This window comes from Coleofasciculus sp. B1-GNL1-01, assembly GCF_040220235.1.
Lineage (GTDB): Bacteria > Cyanobacteriota > Cyanobacteriia > Cyanobacteriales > Coleofasciculaceae > Coleofasciculus.
In genome coordinates, this window is sequence record NZ_JAVJTO010000018.1 from 1 (window position 1) to 16,118 (window position 16,118).

At 43.4% G+C, this 16,118-nt stretch carries 17 protein-coding genes; 7 read left to right on the forward strand and 10 right to left on the reverse strand.

What is annotated here, in order from left to right:
- Positions 1 to 199 (forward strand): hypothetical protein (locus tag RID53_RS04125; RefSeq protein WP_446386910.1); only part of this gene is annotated, 199 nt, incomplete at its 5' end.
- Positions 200 to 283: 84 nt separating this feature from the next.
- On the opposite strand, the gene RID53_RS04130 is transcribed toward RID53_RS04125, so the two are convergent.
- Positions 284 to 892 (reverse strand): GerMN domain-containing protein, encoded by a 609-nt coding sequence (locus RID53_RS04130; RefSeq protein WP_446386911.1) that lies wholly within the window; start codon positions 890 to 892, stop codon positions 284 to 286.
- Positions 893 to 1,072: 180 nt separating this feature from the next.
- Entirely contained in the window at positions 1,073 to 1,861 is a 789-nt protein-coding gene (locus RID53_RS04135; protein ID WP_446386912.1) for an LmeA family phospholipid-binding protein, read from the reverse strand.
- Positions 1,862 to 2,014: 153 nt separating this feature from the next.
- Between RID53_RS04135 and RID53_RS04140 the strand changes: the two genes are divergently transcribed.
- The gene (locus tag RID53_RS04140) at positions 2,015 to 2,215 is read left to right on the forward strand and encodes a hypothetical protein (protein WP_446386913.1); all 201 of its coding nucleotides are present in this window, start codon (positions 2,015 to 2,017) and stop codon (positions 2,213 to 2,215) included.
- 148 nt (positions 2,216 to 2,363) lie between these two features.
- Here RID53_RS04140 and RID53_RS04145 read toward each other — a convergent pair whose 3' ends face one another.
- Positions 2,364 to 3,371: a GDSL-type esterase/lipase family protein gene (locus RID53_RS04145; protein ID WP_446386914.1), complete on the reverse strand. Its 1,008-nt coding sequence runs from the start codon at positions 3,369 to 3,371 to the stop codon at positions 2,364 to 2,366.
- 257 nt (positions 3,372 to 3,628) lie between these two features.
- The gene (locus RID53_RS04150; RefSeq protein WP_446386915.1) at positions 3,629 to 3,946 is read right to left on the reverse strand and encodes a hypothetical protein; all 318 of its coding nucleotides are present in this window, start codon (positions 3,944 to 3,946) and stop codon (positions 3,629 to 3,631) included.
- A gap of 298 nt (positions 3,947 to 4,244) precedes the next feature.
- Here RID53_RS04150 and RID53_RS04155 point away from each other — a divergent pair, with 298 nt between their 5' ends.
- Positions 4,245 to 4,433 carry a heavy-metal-associated domain-containing protein gene (locus RID53_RS04155; protein ID WP_446386942.1) on the forward strand — a complete coding sequence of 63 codons (189 nt, stop codon included), beginning with the start codon at positions 4,245 to 4,247 and terminating at the stop codon, positions 4,431 to 4,433.
- Positions 4,434 to 4,536: 103 nt separating this feature from the next.
- On the opposite strand, the gene mnmG is transcribed toward RID53_RS04155, so the two are convergent.
- A complete protein-coding gene (gene mnmG, locus RID53_RS04160) occupies positions 4,537 to 6,483 on the reverse strand; it encodes a tRNA uridine-5-carboxymethylaminomethyl(34) synthesis enzyme MnmG (RefSeq protein ID WP_446386916.1) in 1,947 nt (648 codons plus the stop codon).
- A 254-nt stretch (positions 6,484 to 6,737) separates the two neighbouring features.
- Here mnmG and RID53_RS04165 point away from each other — a divergent pair, with 254 nt between their 5' ends.
- The 3 genes from RID53_RS04165 (at position 6,738) to RID53_RS04175 (ending at position 9,794) form a co-directional block, all read left to right on the forward strand.
- The gene (locus RID53_RS04165) at positions 6,738 to 7,634 is read left to right on the forward strand and encodes a protein kinase domain-containing protein (protein WP_446386917.1); all 897 of its coding nucleotides are present in this window, start codon (positions 6,738 to 6,740) and stop codon (positions 7,632 to 7,634) included.
- A 327-nt stretch (positions 7,635 to 7,961) separates the two neighbouring features.
- A complete protein-coding gene (locus tag RID53_RS04170) occupies positions 7,962 to 8,675 on the forward strand; it encodes a DUF3800 domain-containing protein (RefSeq protein ID WP_446386918.1) in 714 nt (237 codons plus the stop codon).
- 837 nt (positions 8,676 to 9,512) lie between these two features.
- A complete protein-coding gene (locus RID53_RS04175; RefSeq protein ID WP_446386919.1) occupies positions 9,513 to 9,794 on the forward strand; it encodes a hypothetical protein in 282 nt (93 codons plus the stop codon).
- Between the two features lie 163 nt (positions 9,795 to 9,957).
- Here RID53_RS04175 and RID53_RS04180 read toward each other — a convergent pair whose 3' ends face one another.
- From RID53_RS04180 to RID53_RS04195, 4 genes are all read right to left on the reverse strand, one after another.
- Positions 9,958 to 13,110 carry a hypothetical protein gene (locus tag RID53_RS04180; protein ID WP_446386920.1) on the reverse strand — a complete coding sequence of 1,051 codons (3,153 nt, stop codon included), beginning with the start codon at positions 13,108 to 13,110 and terminating at the stop codon, positions 9,958 to 9,960.
- On the reverse strand, positions 13,055 to 13,663 hold the full coding sequence (locus tag RID53_RS04185) for an SMEK domain-containing protein (RefSeq protein WP_446386921.1): 609 nt from the start codon (positions 13,661 to 13,663) through the stop codon (positions 13,055 to 13,057). Before RID53_RS04185 ends, RID53_RS04180 begins: the two co-directional genes overlap by 56 nt.
- A complete protein-coding gene (locus RID53_RS04190; protein WP_446386922.1) occupies positions 13,644 to 13,850 on the reverse strand; it encodes a hypothetical protein in 207 nt (68 codons plus the stop codon). Before RID53_RS04190 ends, RID53_RS04185 begins: the two co-directional genes overlap by 20 nt.
- Positions 13,851 to 13,931: 81 nt before the next feature.
- Positions 13,932 to 14,411 carry a hypothetical protein gene (locus tag RID53_RS04195; RefSeq protein WP_446386923.1) on the reverse strand — a complete coding sequence of 160 codons (480 nt, stop codon included), beginning with the start codon at positions 14,409 to 14,411 and terminating at the stop codon, positions 13,932 to 13,934.
- Positions 14,412 to 14,747: 336 nt separating this feature from the next.
- On the opposite strand from RID53_RS04195, the gene RID53_RS04200 reads away from it, so the two are divergent.
- Entirely contained in the window at positions 14,748 to 14,990 is a 243-nt protein-coding gene (locus RID53_RS04200) for a helix-turn-helix domain-containing protein (RefSeq protein WP_446386924.1), read from the forward strand.
- Positions 14,991 to 15,701: 711 nt separating this feature from the next.
- Here RID53_RS04200 and psb34 read toward each other — a convergent pair.
- Positions 15,702 to 15,872 (reverse strand): photosystem II assembly protein Psb34, encoded by a 171-nt coding sequence (gene psb34 / locus RID53_RS04205; protein WP_446386925.1) that lies wholly within the window; start codon positions 15,870 to 15,872, stop codon positions 15,702 to 15,704.
- Positions 15,873 to 16,118 lie beyond the last annotated feature (246 nt).

The window sequence follows — 16,118 nt, forward strand, 5'->3', positions numbered from 1 at the left end:
TGCATCCTGGAATTTTTGCCAACCTCAGCGCCGAATTTTCCCTCGACAGAGGGTTGAAACCATTGCCCATGAAACACCGAGCGTGTTACCGAGCGGAGTCGAGGTAAGCCGAGGTGTTGCCTATTGCCTATTGCCTCTCCCCACCACAAGAGTTATTCAGCAGACCCTAAATTCTGTTCACTGTACTCAGGAATGTTAACAAGCGTCAAAACCTTACTGTTCCCCGTTCCCCGTTCCCTGTTTCCTTGTCCTCAGGCTAAACTTTAATCATGGTTGCTTGACCTTAAAGTTGAAAGTTTGTTTCAAAGTTTTGGCGAGTCATCGGTTGATCGACGATCAACCCTTCACCTCCTAAGACTTCCAGGGGTTTTCCTTCCACATCAATCCAGACTTGAGCATCCGGCTCTAAGCTGGTGGCTGTATAGATAATTTGTCCAAGGCGGCTTTGCATCGAAGCACTGCCACCCCCTGTAGTAAAGTCTTCCGATAGATCTAGATGCACTCCATCAGATTTGATAGAAAGATTCCGTAGCTCAGTTCCTTCGGGAATTGCCGAGGCTACCGCTTGCTGCTCAGGTCCAGACAATAATTGCTGGAATGCCATCTCTAACACTTCAGATGGATTATCAGCATTTTCGACGGTAATGGAACTGGGAACCAATTCAATTTGATTATTGACAGCATCAACCCAATAGACTTGAACCTTTTGTTCAGTCGCTGGCGGCGTGTCTTGGGGCGACTGGGAGAGGGTAGGCACTTCGGATTGGGGAGGTGAGGCGGTAATCGTATTCCAAGCCCACCAAGCGCCTCCACCAGCAGCGGCTAACATCGCCACGGAAACACCAGCGACCAAACTTGTGGGAATACGACGTGTATCTTGTGGATTTTGCATAGTTATTACCTTTCCAATCGTTCAATGTTTTGTAGGATTAGAAAAAAATGTGATAATTTTTCTAGTTTTTGACTTTTGACCTAGTAGGACAGGTTTCGTTACGTTATCCGTTTTTGCCATAAGTTAGCGGTAAAACCCGCCCCTACATAGACCACCAACTGCTCTGACTGAACCGACACCCTAGTCTCCTGGCGGTACATCAGCTCGAACAAATGCGGCTACCTGTAGATCCTGATTATCTATCTCTAATTGTAAGAGTCTGACCGTAATCCCAGCATCTTCCAAGCTACGGAGATTGGCGCGATCGCTTATTCCCTTGGCGAAGCCTTCAACCAAGCGAGACGGTAGCGCTTGACCATCAACGGTTACTCTGGGTTCAATCAGTTGCAAGCGATGTCCGGCTTCAATCCCCAATCCAGATTCCACCACAATGGCTAGGGATTGACGATTTCCTTCCACCGCATCCACTTGGAAACGCAGGCGATTATTTCCCAGCAACTCTAATCGAGGATTGAGAAACTGGTAACGCTGTGCGGTATCTCTGGAGAGACGACTACCGAGTTGTTGTAACCTTGCGGCAACTCTAGGAGACTGAAGCATCTGGTTGAGATCCGATTCGGTTAAAACCAGACGCACCCCTGCTTGTAACGGTTGACGTAACGAGGCTAAGGGCGACGTTTGACCCTCCTGTCTTAGACGGTTGATATCCAGATTAATCGGATCAGTTTCTACCTCCAGAACATCAATCCGAATGTCTGGCGTCAACCATAATCCTCGACCCGCAATCCGGACTTGTTCGAGTTTCCCTTGCAAAGCTCGGTAGTTCGGCGTATTGTCAATCCGCACATCAAGCTGTTCAACTCTCTCCAATTGAGAACTTAGGACATTTTCCACCACGCGATCGATGATTAAGCCCGGAGGGGAACCCAGCGTGAGTAACGCCGATAGGAGGATGCTCAAAATTTCCATATTTCGGTGGAGTTGTTTATATTACTTAACATTTAACCCCTAAATCTTTAAACTTTATTGCAGTTTTATTACAGAGTGAGAGCCGATTGCCATAGGCATGATACCTTCAATGAGGTGTTGACGAAAAGCACAGCCTTAGGAAAGGAGGACATTTTGGATTTGCATTCTGCTCAAACCCCCAACGACTTTGTTCATGAAGATATTAGTGAGTACGTGGCTCAGCTTCAGCTACACATGGCGTTACAAGCCCGGAATTTAGTCCCGACTCTCACCAAGGCTGTAGATAGCCGAGAGCAGTTGTTACAGCAAACCCAAGCTACCTTGGAAAAGCTAGCGTCTCGACAGGCGGTTTAGTATAAGTGTTGAGTGTTGACCCTTCACTTCGTTCAGATAACCGATTTGGTAGGGGCGGGTTTCACAACTATCGTTTCTGATCTCACCCTAGATGTAACTAAACCCGCCCCGACTGAGTGTTATTTGACATAAGACATAAGACAAATAATTAACGACTCGCCAAAATTAAAGCATCGGCATAGTTTAAAGCCTCTTGCCACACAGCATAGCCGCGTCTGGCGAGATGAATCCCATCAGTAGTTAACTCCCGTTGCATTTGACCCTGATTATTCACAAACAAACGGTGCAGGTTAAGATAGCCTGCACCTTCTTGCTGTGCGATCGCGGCGATTTGTTGATTCAGGTTGCGGATGCGATCGCTTGGAATAGCGCTTAATCGTGTGGGTAAAATAGACTGAACAATAATTTGGGCTTGCGGATGGTTTTGGCGTAAGCGTTGGATAATTTGGCGGGTATTATCGAGAATCACGCGATCGCGAACCCCCTGACGCAAGTCATTGGTGCCAGCCATGACATAGATTGTATCGGGTCGGGTTTGGGAAAAAGCCGAGAGTCGTTCTAAAATTTGGCGAGAGTTTTCCCCAGAAATCCCCTGATTCAGCCAAAATTGACCACTAGGTAGGTTGGCTGTAGGAAACCAAAGACTCAAGGAATCGCCCACTAAAATAGACAGACGATTATTCCCCTGTCCCCTCGCCATCGCTTTCGCTTCTTCTGCAAGTAGCTGTTTCCATTGCGTATGAGTGGGTTTAGCCAGTGTCGCTTTACCCCAAACCGACTGGAAACTATGAGCCGGGAGGCGGGTGTAGGTTTGACCTCTATTTAAGGCGGCTAATCGTTGGTAATAGAGTTGGGTTCCCGATTTAGGTGAGACAACCGGGGATTGAGGTTTAGGGGAAATAGAGTTAGTAGTCAGCGCTAAAGCGCTGGTGGCACTAAAGTGGCTACTACTAACCGAGGAGCTAAACTCAACACCAGGGATTTCCACCCCAGGGATAATCGGTTGAGTGACGACGGAGTGCGATTGATCAGCTTTAGCAGAAGCCAATAAAGCCGACAAATTCTCGAACAGATTGGGAACCAGTGGCGGTGGTGGGGGCGCAGATACGGGACCTACGGTAAGCAGACTGGCTGCTAGTAAATACGGATCGCTCATGGTACATTCCATTACTCTCTCTTTTTCCTTTGACAGGAATTTGACAGAGTATCAGGAATATATGGCAGAAGGCAGGAGGGTTCTCACTGTTCCCTGTTTCCCCATCTCAATTAAGTTTAATTTTGTCTATAGCACTAGGCTCTAAGGTTAGGACATAGGAAAAGCAGGGAAAGCAATGTAGAGACGTGCCATGGCACGTCTGGAAGCAGGGGAAGGGAAAGTTATATCTTTGAATGCAACTTGGTATGATATCACTTTTACACATTTTGATCTCGCAAAAAAGCAATAATGACAGCTTTTCTCAGGGTTGCCTCGATGGAATTGATAAAGCCTATAGCAACGAATAGATTATTCATTGACAATTGTATAGTTTGTAAGGCATTGTTGACTTCTGTTTGATTGTCCTCAATCCATTTTTCCAGAAATTTACGCTCGGTTAACGCTTCCTCAATATCATTCTGGGAAAAAATTTGCTGCAATTTGGATGATTTTGTAATAGAGTTAATTTTCTTTCCCAAATCCTCTCCAGATGAGTTCACTTGAGGACGGGTGAATAAGGCAGAAAGTCTTGGCATAATTGATGTGGGACGAACGGTTTCATTTAATATATTTACACAGTTGAAGGGTATTTTGTTTACAAATATATACGAGAATAAGCGTAAAAAATACTACGTCAATTATCGTAAATCTTGTCAGGCATTATTTTTTCATAAAAGATATAAATCACCCAAAAAGATTGCATGGAAATAAATGAAATTTGTCCGCCTAAGCTTTTTGAAAAATTCATACTTTAGAGTGAAAAACAAAAAGCAGCACTTCGCTATAATGATAGATTGAATAAAAACCTGGAGTGAAATCTACACGATGGCAGCAATGAAATTCAACGTTCCGAGTATCGCCTGTGATGGTTGCGCCAAAACCATTAGCGAAGGGATTCGTACCCACGAACCTGAAGCGAAAGTCGATGTTGATGTGGCAAATAAGACGGTTAGTGTGGAAACTGAGGCGTCTCAGGAGTCAATTAAACAAGTCATTACTTCTGTTGGACATCAGGTGGAATAATACCAATTCTGGCATTATATAGCAATAGACACATCGATTAGGACGTTCGGCATCATTGTAGAGACGTTGCATGCAACGTCTCTACATTCGGGGATCTAGTCAATTACCCAGAGATTCCTGATGCTGTTGGTATTGGGGGCTTTGAAGGATGTGCTGATTGGCGCGATCGCACTTCCAAATACACCAGCAAAGCATTAATATCCGCCGGGTTCACCCCACCAATGCGAGACGCTTGACCAATTGTCAGGGGTTGAACCTGGGAGAGTTTCTCGCGAGATTCCTTGGATAGGGTTTCAATCGCATCATAATCTAGATCCACGGGTAATCGTCGCTGGCTTTGACGGGACACTTGATCAATCTGATTTTGCTGGCGTTGCAGATATCCCGCATATTTGATATCGATTTCCGCGCCGTCTCGTTCAACTTGATTGAGACTGGGGTTACCTAATCCGTAATGATCCAGATTGACGTAGTGGAATTTGGGACGACGCAGCAATTCAGCTAGAGTAATCGAACCCTTAATCCGTTGCTGAGTATCCGACGCGATCGCAACACCTAATTCGTCATGTTCCTTAATCCGTACTGTCTGGAGTCGTTCCTTCTCCGCCGCAATATTGGCTTGTTTTTCCGTATAAAGTTGCCAACGGCGGTCATCAATTAAGCCAATGTCTCGTCCCAAAGGAGTCAGACGGCGATCGGCGTTATCTGAACGCAGGAGTAACCGATACTCAGAACGGCTGGTTAGCATCCGGTAGGGTTCTCGCAAATCTTTGGTACATAAATCATCAATTAATGTCCCGATATAGCTTTCCTCACGGGGGAACACCAACATCTCTTGATGTCGCACATAGCGTACTGCATTAATTCCCGCCACAATCCCCTGGGCGGCGGCTTCTTCATATCCCGTCGTCCCATTAATTTGTCCAGCGCAGAATAATCCCTCGATTTTTTTGGTCATTAATGTGGGGAAACACTGAGTTGCGGGTAGATAATCATACTCCACCGCATACGCCGGACGTAGCATGGTACACTGTTCTAATCCAGGGAGCGATCGCAGCATTTGCAACTGTAGCTTCTCTGGTAATCCCGTCGAAAATCCCTGGATATAGAGTTCCGGAATCTCTCGCCCTTCCGGTTCAATAAAGATCTGATGGCTTTGCTTATCGGCAAACCGGACAATTTTATCTTCAATACTGGGACAATAACGAGGTCCCTTTGCATCCACCCAACCCCCATAAACCGGAGACAGATGTAGATTATCCCGAATCAACCGATGCGTTTCTGCCGTGGTACGGGTAATATAACAATTCATCTGTTCCCGTTCCACCCACACCTCTGGGTCAAAGCTGAACCAAGACACCACCTCATCCCCAGGTTGGGGTTCCATCTTACTGTAATCCACGGATCGCTTATCCACTCGCGCCGGGGTTCCTGTTTTCAGACGTCCGGTTTCAAATCCCAATTTATTCAGGGTTTCCGTCAATCCCACCGCCGCAAATTCCCCAGCGCGTCCAGCAGGCATTGATTTATTCCCCACCCAGATACATCCACCCAGGAACGTTCCCGTGGTTAATACTACCGCAGGGGCAGCAAATGCTACACCAAAATAGGTCTCAACACCGATAACCTCATCATTCGCACCCAGAACTAAATCCGTCACCATCCCTTCGCGGATGACCAAATTCTCTTGGTTCTCGACAATCCGTTTCATCACTGCCGCATATTCCCGCTTATCAGTTTGCGCCCGTAACGCCCAAACCGCAGGTCCCCGCGACTGATTTAATACCCGCTTCTGGAGATAAGTCCGGTCTGCCATCTTACCAATTTCTCCCCCCAAGGCGTCTACCTCGTGGGCAAGTTGGGATTTAGCTGGCGCACCCACAGCTGGATTACAGGGTTGCCAAGCAATTTTATCTAAGTTCAGCGTAAGCAGGAGGGTGCGACATCCCAGACGGGCGGCGGCGAGTGCGGCTTCGCAGCCAGAATGTCCAGCACCGACAACGATGACATCAAAAGCGTCTTGGAAATCTACGGCCGAATCTGTGGTCATGGTTAGTGTTTGAGTGACTAGGACTCTTGTTCGATTTTAGCGGTTGTTGTCTATGTGTCTTCTAGTCTGTCAGTTTTTCAACCAATAGGGTACTATTGTACTAATTGGTTGGCTGTTATTCCGCAAGGTACAGTGCAAAAACTTATTTTATAGTCTTAGCCTCTGTAGTTTCAGCCATCAAGAGAACATCAGCACCCACTAATTTTATGCTCAGACCAATACCAACAAGACCAATAGTTAATCAACGCAATCTCATGATTAAGCAACGCTACCACATTATAGGCAGTCTACCAAGTGGAGGCTTCAGCAAAACTTATCTAGCTCAAGACCTGTTGTGTTATCGTGACTCTCCTTGGCGTGTTGTTAAACAACTCAAACCTTCAGTAGAGAATCGAAGAATTCATCTAGACAAAATTTCAGAGTGGTTCCGCAGGGAAGCGGCAGCTCTCGCTCTATTGGGAAACCACCCTCAAATTCCACAGTTGTTCGATTCCTTTATGGAAAATGAGGAGTTCTATCTTGTTCAAGAATTCATTGAAGGGCATGATCTGAGCCAAGAACTCAGCATTGGGAGGCAATTAACTGAAACTGAGGTGCTTACCCTATTACAGGAAATTTTAGAAGTTTTAGAGGTTGTCCATAGGCATAGAATCATTCATCGAGACATTAAACCTCAAAATATCATGAGGCGTCACACAGATGGAAAGATTGTTTTGATTGACTTTGGCTTAATCAAAGAAATATTTTTCCGATCTAATTACAGTCCAGCCAACTTAACGATGGGAGTTGGTACTCCAGGATATTTACCCTCTGAACAAGCTAATGGTTTTCCCCAATTAAGCAGTGACATCTATGCTGTGGGGATGATTGGTATTCAAGCTCTAACTGGCTATCATCCGGAAGAACTGAAAAATATTTATACACATGAAATTATTTGGCGCGATAAGGTGTTTGTAAGTCCAGAGTTAGCGGAAGTTTTAGATACAATGGTTTGTCCTCAATCCGGGCAACGCTATCCGTCAGCTACTGAAGCATTACAAGATATCAAATGGATAATAAATCGTAGGAGAGAACGAAACAAACTACTGATGAGACATTTAAAACCTAAAGCATTTGAACTTGCATCTCTGCAAATCAACCGAGTTGTTTAGGATAAGCCTTAATTTTTACCTTCCGTGGATTGGAAAATTGGGCTTATTCTTCCAATGCGTTGACCAGTTCAATCCCTTATTATTGGTGATTACTCGGAGAAGTATCAATACTTTCACGTAATTCAGTAATACCAAATTCGGGTTAGCTACCCCTGTTACAACTCAGTCCACGTTAACGAAGTTTGCCGAAGCATCGGCGGACTTTGTTTTTGTAGCAGCGATTTTAATCGCCGTGGTCAAAGGGGGTTCATTTCGCTTCATCTAAACAAAAGGGTCAATAACCGCTAAGATTTAGCGTTGATGTTCCCATAACTACTATAACGCCAAATGATTTTGTTTTACATTGATGAGGGTGGTACTGGCTGGAAAGATACACAAACGAATTTTTTCTTTTTGGTGAGCTTCGCTATTCCTGCCCAGAACTGGTTTCAAATGGATAGCATCATTTTATCATTCAAGAAAGGTATACTCAGCGGTAGTCAGTTAGAAAACTGGGAGCTAAAGGGTCGTGATATTTGGCAAGGGTTAGGTAAGTTCAAGAAAGTTAAACGCGAATACCGTATGCAGGTGTTCTTGCAAGTCTCAGAAATCCTAAGTCAGTTACCTTGCCATATTTTGGCTATTCAGGTTGACAAGAGAGGACTCCGCGACAGTGGTGAATCTATCAAAGATGACACAGATTTATATCAGTTTTCTTTCAGGGAATTGCTAGAAAAAATAGATGCTTTTCTAAAGCAATCTAACGAAACAGGAATACTTTTTATGGATTCGCGTTCAACTCAGCACACGGCTGTTCAAGATGGGCGATTGATCAGGGCTTATAGAGATTGGGTCAATGCTCGAAAAGAACCTTCTAGTTTTGTGGAACTTCCTGTATTTGGGTTTTCAGAATTTTATACCGGGTTGCAGCTAGCTGATTATGTAACCTACTTGATTGACCGTAAATCCAAAGAGTCTACAGCAAGTGCTAGTTCAGAATTGCAAGCAGCATTCAATCTATTAATACCTAAACTTAATCTATCTAAAATTCCCCGTAAATAAATACAGTTTGATAACCGCTCCAAGGAGTTGTGATTCTAAAGGCGAATCCACGACTGTGATAGTCGTGGATTCAGCGCTGGCAGAGTCTTGATCAATAAGACTCTACCTTAATTAAAGGAAGTATTTGATAGGCGCACGGTATCTCAACCGCGCTATACATCCCCGTGCAGTTCGGGGCACCTTGTCATCTAACACCAATCTTATCGTATAGTCGAGTATTTTTCAAATTAGCCGCAGCACTAATTTAAGAATGGCACTGAATTTTGGAGCATCCCATTTTGGAAACACCGTTCCCCAAAGCAACGATATTTTAAGGGTTTCAGCCCCCTAAAAAGAGCTAACGCGCCAAATTGGGATGCTCCCCTGAATTTAGAGTTTGTAGTCAGCACTGTCTTCGCTTCTGGCACGCTTCATGCCTACTACGAAACCAGTTTAAGTCAGCGACATTCTTCTTAAGCTGTCAGATTGAGGATTGAGCTAATGCAAAGAGCCGGAATGTCGGCTGATGATTTCCCTGATGACGTGGATTTGGTGGGTGGGTTTCGACTTCGCTCAACCCACCCTACGGTATATTAAAGGTTTCGGCAATTTTTTCATGCAAATTTTCAGTGCTATTCGGGTAATAAAAATAAGTCAATTTCTGCTCAAGTTGCCGGGAAAGATGTTGGGGTGGGATATGAAAGCAAGCTGTCTTTGATTAAGAGTTTATATGAGCGGGGGTATGGGCGATAGGATATCGTTCAATTATTTCGATTAATTGATTGGTTTATTGCTCTACCAAAAAGAGAAGAGGATCGATTGTGGCAAGAGATACAAACGTTAGAAGAGGAGAGAAAAATGCCTTATATTACCAGTATTGAGCGAATCGGAATCAGGAAGGGACAACAAGGAGCAATTATTCGTATTCTTGAGGTTAGGTTTGAAAATATTCCGCAGGAATTGAGAACATTAATTGGGAAGATAGAGAATCTTGAGGTGCTAAATACTCTTCTGGTTCAGGCGGTGACAACTCAATCCTTAGAGGCATTTGAATCTGTGGCGAATCAATATGTTACGGAGGAGGGGTTGGAATTGGAGAACTCAGAACCGAGTGCAGGTGAAGAGGCGAATGAGACGTAAACAAACGAGTTGAGTTTTATTGATTAAGAATTTGTGCGATCGCGGGTATGGGTAAGGGGTTACCGCTTAAGTAATTTCGATTTGATTACTCAATTGGTTTATTGCTCTATCTGGGAATTATAAACTGTCTGCGTAGCCATCGCTCTCAATTATCATAATCAAATTAATTCAAATCAGTAACGGCTTTTGCAACTGATTCGGCTTGTTCAGGATAGAGTCGCGCTATTAATCCGCACATTTGATAGGCAGTTTCAACATTGTAAGCGCAGGGGATTAATAAGGGTTTAAAGTTTTCCTTGTCGCCTGTTTTGACTAGCCAGGAAGCAATTCCCGGTAGGTACAAGTTACGCTCTGTAAGTATCTTCTCTGCTGTCTTCACTGCGTCTTCTCCCTTGCCTGCCATTACCTGTATCCCTGCAATCGTCTTGAGCGCTTTTATAAGTTTTTGTTTATCCTCTGTTATCTTGTCTTTAGTCTGAAGGGCAACAGTGAGAGTCTTCAATACTTCTTCTTGTTTTCCTTGCTCAAACTGAGCCAAGGCAATCCAAGAAAGGGCTATCAACCGATCCAAGTTGTCTTCAATATCGTCTGTAGTTTTCAGTGCATGAGAAATTAATCCTATTTGAGCCTCTGCTCTTGCTATTTTCGAGAAATACTTATCTCGCTGATTACCGTGTATTCGTGTAAATTCACTAACTCCTAAACTTTTTGCTTTATCCTCTGGAAATTCAATTCGCTGTGCCGTATTCAAAGCTGCCGTAAATTCTTGTATCGTAACTTGTATATTAGCTATGAAATTGAAGCTATTTACACGTTCTGCTTGAATTTTAATAGTTTTGACTATATCAGGAAAACTATCAAAAATCACTCTGGCGTCTTTCCTACTTCCTATATTAAATAGTCCCTTGGCTATTCGCGCCATGGCAATTACTTGTTTGGCTGGATTATTAATTTTTTTGGCAATCTGATGAGCAAGGCTGATGGTATTCCTTCCTGCGTCGTTCTGCTCAGTTGAAACCTGTACATCTACTACATCAGATAGTGCTAAACTTTGGAGAAATGGCGTTTCAGCTTCTTGGTGAAGAATTTGGAGAGCCTTGGCAAAAGTCACTCTTGCTGTTTTAGTTAACCTTTCTTCTGCCAGTGTATTGGCTATAGAAGCTAAAGCTTTTTCTAGTACCAGACCTTCTATTTGTTCCAGGGCTTCCAGCATAGCAGTAAAGTTTTCTGCCTTAGCGTATGTATAGGCTATGCCTAAAGAACTATGATGCTTTATTGTCGAATTATTTTTATTTTTACTATTTCTGGCTTTATTTTTGTATGTTTTCGCGTAATTCAATGTATCATTAATTAATTGATTTATATCAGCTTTTAACCTTTCTATTTGTAGAAAATACTCTTTCTGGTTTTCTTTATCTTCAATATCCCGTGGCTGCTTTTTGGCAAGAGTAACGACATTCTGTAGCATAGCACGAGCATTTTCTAAAGTATTACGTGCGGCGTCTACATCTTCTAGTGCTTCGACTTGTGCTTCTGCTATGCTTACCATCTCATCTACCCACAATATATGGGGGGCAACTTTGTGTATAATCTCAAGAGCTTTACCAAAGGTGGAGCGTGATGCATTCCTCTGCCCTATTGCTGCTTGCGCCTTCGCTATGCCTTCTAGATGCCACACTCGATCCAACACTTGATTAATCATATCTGCCGTTTCAAGAGCATCATCAAAGTTCCCATGTTCGGTGAGAGCTTTGCATAGAATACGACGGTGATCATTCTCGAAAAGCTGCTGAATTAGAGCGGTAGTGGTATCCTTATTAATATCAAAAATATAAGCCATAATGTAGGCAGCATAATCACCTTGCCAACTAATATTCCAATTTGTTGAAAAACGCGGCAAATCCTTCTGATGCAACTGCTCTAATGTCTCTCGTGCATCATTTAATCTATTCTCATCCTTTAACTCCCAGGCTAAGAGTAGATACCAGAGGATACAGCGTTCAATCTCAAATTGATCTGCTAGGTTCCATGCCCTTTGTAGACTGCCTTTCCGCAACGCCTCCAACGGTGAATCTTGCACGGTTATTTGCTTCAGTCGCTGTGCGTGTAGCAGTATAAACTCTGCCATTCCACCCGCATCATCCTGATCAGCAGCACCTAATAAAGCAATTTGCACTGTCTTCAAAAGCAAATCTGGTTCATTGGGTAATTGTTTGTCTTGGATAGCTGCAAAGTCTGGATTCCGTGCGATCGCATACAATTCTTCCCACCGTTTTTCCTCCCGTAAATGTTCTGGATAATACCGCAAAGCGTAATGACTTTGATGTTCTTGCCAATGGCTACAATAGTCAATCAAAGTCTGTAAAGCATCCTCAGCCTCATCACCTAATTGTGCAGCAAACGTTGTTCCCAATAATGGGTGGGCAAAAGCATAAACATTGTCTGTTGTAATTCTCATCCAGCGCGTTACCTGCCAACATAAATGCATCTGCCGTAATTGGCGATCGCGCATTTTTGTCACGGCTTTAATATCCTCTTTGGTTAGTGCGCCTTTCGCTACTGCCAATAGTGCAAAAAACTGCCACCGTTCGTCTGGTAAGTCGAGTTCATCTAAACGTTTTATCTGTTGCTGCACATACTCCTCAAAAGTTTTAGGTGTCTGTGCCAATAATTCCTGCACATCCTGTCTCTGCTTTGGCGCATTATGAAGTAATTCATCAATCAGACAGCTAAGGTAAAGTGGAAAGCCTTGAGTGATTTTATCGAGTTGATCAACTAAGCTTGTATCGTCTGCAAATCCTGCTAATTCATCATTACCCGCTTCTCGTAACCATTGCGCGATCGCACTCTTAGACAAACGCTCAAGATGTAACGATTTGCCGTTATCCGTCCAGCCTTCCAAGTATTTTTGCTCTTGTTTTTCCTCGGCTCTCGCTGAAGCGATTACAAATACATTTTCTGGCAAAGGATTGGGAAAAGGAGGAAGAAAAGTTTCCCCGGCTTCATCTAAGCCATCGATTACAATAATCAAAGGCTTTTCTGTTCGTCTCCCTGCTCTTAAGCAGTTATAGACCATTTGACGTAAGTTATCTTTATTGTTAGATGATAGATCATAAGCAAACTCGTTATCAGTATCAATCTGTCGGATCAGATTCCGATAAGCACTTTCGACAGAACGAGTTCTCTCATTGAAAAAATGGCAAGCAATATCACAATCTTTGTTCCGCCATTCTTTGACCCAGTTAGCCAGCAGTGCCGTTTTACCAAAACCTGCGGGAGCTGTTACCAGGAATAAACCGCTGGAGTTTTCTTGCATGCAAAAATATGGCTAATTTATGGCGTTCTTCCTCACGCCCTACAAATAACTGGGTGTATTCGCTGATAGTTTGCTCAACTTTATCCACAACCTCCCATTCAATCAGTCTTCTCCCTTCGCCAAAGTTTGCTTCTAAAATGGCTTCGATTCGGCAGACTTGATCAATTTGGAGGTTAGCAACGGCTTTGAGGATATCCTGGTAATCCAAAATATCTTTGTCTTTGTCAAAGGTAAACTTATTTTGAATGATTTCATCATAGCCCCTGCCTGAATAAGACTGCTGCTTTCCCGTTAGTATATAGATAATGAGCTTGTCATACTTCTCATACAACTTGTACTCAATAAACTTCCGCAGGGTCTTTTTAATCTTCTCACTGTTAGATGTTGCGGTGATTTGAAACGCTACTCTTGCCGTCTCATCTCCCAAGTCGATTCCTGGATAGTTACTTCCTTCTGTATCATTCAGATTTTGGAGATGGGTATAACCGTATACTTCAGATAAAAGAGGAATTAGTAACGTTTCCGCTACATTATTAATATCTGTTCGTGTCATCGCTGTAGCCCCCTTGATCTGAGTGACAAAGCGAGACATTAATGTATTGATTCGGTTTTGCGATCGCAACAGTTCCATGGACTCGATTGGGCAGGCGATATTCCTCTAGTTCTAACACATAGTCCACAGCCAATCTATTAGGTTTTCCGGTATATCCATGGTTTTGGCGATCTAAATTCAGTGTCATTTGGATGAACCGTAGGGGCGCACCGACGTGCGCCCTTTACCTAAACCGATGTGCGCCTTTTGCCTGTACCCCTTTATACCGCTACTTGCTGTCTAAGTCACCGCAATCCGCATCAAATATGACCTCAAACTCAGCTCCAGGCATCCACTTACCTAGAAATCGCTGGTGATTTTCTGCTTCCGTGCGGCTGTAGAAACGAGCAACGGTATAATGTTGAGCATTTGGTAACAGCCTAACCAGCATCCAGGGATAATGGGTTTGATTCCAAAAGCCTAGATTCGGGATTAGGGATGACTCTGCTGTTCGACCGCCACCCCGATGCATTAGTATAGAATGAATTTGAGCTAAAAGTTGCTCTCGCGCTGGTGTTCCATCATTGGGTAGTAAACTCCACTCACAGACTGGTGCTGGTAACCACGTCAACCTGTAACACACAGAACTTTTGCTGATGTGCCAAGACAAGCGACGTGGGTATTGATAGCAGTTGAACCCATCTGCTCGTAGAGACACAACAACTCTATCGCCTTCTGCTTGAAGGCGAAGCCATTGAGAATGTTTCATTGCTATAATTTAAGTAATTATTGGTTGAGAAGGGCAATCGCTAAACTGATAAAATAGCGATTTGCCTTTTATTTGTGAAAGGTTTAAATCCTTACGTTCCAGTAATTTCCTGAGAATTTCCTAAGCGTTACCTCCTTACTCTATTCAGATTTTAGGGACTAAATACTGAATTGTATGCCACTTAAGCGATGAGCCGAGAGTTTTAAAACTCCCAGTATGCTTGCTGTGTGAGAAACTAGCCGTAGAGAAGCAGGGAAACTGGAAGTAAAGGGACTTCCAAAATGTTTCCCCATCATTTTTGTTCTCTGTAACCGGAACAAGTGTCCTATAAGTAGAATGGTAGACGATAAAAACTCAAATAGCAACCCCGAATCGGCAACTCTCAAACAGTTACGCCAACGTCTGAGTATGACTCAGGAAGAATTAGCTCAGGAATTAGGAACAACCAGCCGAACCATCAGACGCCACGAAACAGGCGAAAGGCAAATTAGGTTTTCGCTTCCTCAAATCAAGCGATTGATTGAGCTAATGCAAAGAGCCGGAATGTCTGCTGATGATCTTCCTGATGACATGAATTAAGGCTGGTGGATTCTTGCGAAGTCGAAACCCACTCTACGGTATATCCATGGTTTTGGCGATCTAAATTTAGTGTCATTTGGATGAACCGTAGGGGCGCACCGACGTGCATTGGTGTCAACTTAAGCTGGTTTATGCCCATCAGGAGACAGAGAGCGATGGTAGAATGAGGCTTTCAGCTCTCGGTTGAAGGGTGTGAAGACTGGAGGCAATCAAGTTGGCTCTTTGGGTTGATTGTTTACCTCTCAAATGAAAAGGTAATTATAAAGGTTTGATGTATTGGGCAAAAACAGTGAAATGAGTTTATGCCAGATGATGTCTTGAGGTTGAAAGAAGTAAGCTGTCAGATTATGTTGGATGAAACACTACTGAATAAAAAAACTTAAAACCTTGGTGTTAAAGCATTGCAATAGGGCATCAAGCGTTATTTCAGAGTCAGATTACAATGAATTGACAATACAGTAAGCTATTGCTTATCAGTCTAACTGAAACCCATTTAACTATTCTTTTGAAATAAACAGTAAAAATCCACGACTGTAACAGTCGTGGATTTTGCAACTGAGGCTCTCTTCTAGTCCTGCCGAAGCAAGGCTTTTAGTTATCCCAAATCCCAAGGGTTAGGAGGACTTAAAAAACGTTATTCGCTGGCGCTACCCGTAATAATTTTGGGATACAATCATCTTGGGTTAACGACAGGTGGATGAGGCGTGAATGTTAGCTTACAGCTAGTGCTGTCAGAAGTAATACATTGACGAATAAAATAGCACACGCCCCTTGAAAAGCATAGCGACGCTGTTGTTCACTATTGGGATATTCCGCATAATATACAGGGGGTTCGATCGCGTAGTTGTTCAGTTGTCCGTCTTGGTTGATTGTGGTGTACATCTGAATCTCTCTCCTCTGTTTTGTTTGTTCTCTCTGTTGTTTATAACTTTAACCAAGGTCTTTACAGAAACGCAATAGATATGCTATTGAATCTTGTTCTGCTTTTTATAAGGTGAGCTTATCAAAAGCTAACCGTACTATATACCTAGGCAATAATACTGACTTAACTCCATCACAGCCAGTTTTCCCCTAGAACTTCTCCATGCCATTCATCAAAAGACTGGACTTTGCGTCTGTTAAGATGGA

Bases quoted from the DNA above. Each gene is read 5' to 3' on its own strand.
- RID53_RS04155 (WP_446386942.1), top strand. From the start codon at position 4,245: ATGAAATTCAACGTTCCGAGTATCGCCTGTGATGGTTGCGCCAAAACC.
- RID53_RS04170 (WP_446386918.1), top strand. From the start codon at position 7,962: ATGATTTTGTTTTACATTGATGAGGGTGGTACTGGCTGGAAAGATACA.
- psb34 (WP_446386925.1), bottom strand. From the start codon at position 15,872: ATGTACACCACAATCAACCAAGACGGACAACTGAACAACTACGCGATC.
- RID53_RS04150 (WP_446386915.1), bottom strand. From the start codon at position 3,946: ATGCCAAGACTTTCTGCCTTATTCACCCGTCCTCAAGTGAACTCATCT.
- RID53_RS04175 (WP_446386919.1), top strand. From the start codon at position 9,513: ATGCCTTATATTACCAGTATTGAGCGAATCGGAATCAGGAAGGGACAA.
- RID53_RS04200 (WP_446386924.1), top strand. From the start codon at position 14,748: ATGGTAGACGATAAAAACTCAAATAGCAACCCCGAATCGGCAACTCTC.
- RID53_RS04185 (WP_446386921.1), bottom strand. From the start codon at position 13,663: ATGACACGAACAGATATTAATAATGTAGCGGAAACGTTACTAATTCCT.
- mnmG (WP_446386916.1), bottom strand. From the start codon at position 6,483: ATGACCACAGATTCGGCCGTAGATTTCCAAGACGCTTTTGATGTCATC.
- RID53_RS04180 (WP_446386920.1), bottom strand. From the start codon at position 13,110: ATGCAAGAAAACTCCAGCGGTTTATTCCTGGTAACAGCTCCCGCAGGT.
- RID53_RS04190 (WP_446386922.1), bottom strand. From the start codon at position 13,850: ATGACACTGAATTTAGATCGCCAAAACCATGGATATACCGGAAAACCT.
- RID53_RS04195 (WP_446386923.1), bottom strand. From the start codon at position 14,411: ATGAAACATTCTCAATGGCTTCGCCTTCAAGCAGAAGGCGATAGAGTT.
- RID53_RS04145 (WP_446386914.1), bottom strand. From the start codon at position 3,371: ATGAGCGATCCGTATTTACTAGCAGCCAGTCTGCTTACCGTAGGTCCC.
- RID53_RS04135 (WP_446386912.1), bottom strand. From the start codon at position 1,861: ATGGAAATTTTGAGCATCCTCCTATCGGCGTTACTCACGCTGGGTTCC.
- RID53_RS04130 (WP_446386911.1), bottom strand. From the start codon at position 892: ATGCAAAATCCACAAGATACACGTCGTATTCCCACAAGTTTGGTCGCT.
- RID53_RS04165 (WP_446386917.1), top strand. From the start codon at position 6,738: ATGATTAAGCAACGCTACCACATTATAGGCAGTCTACCAAGTGGAGGC.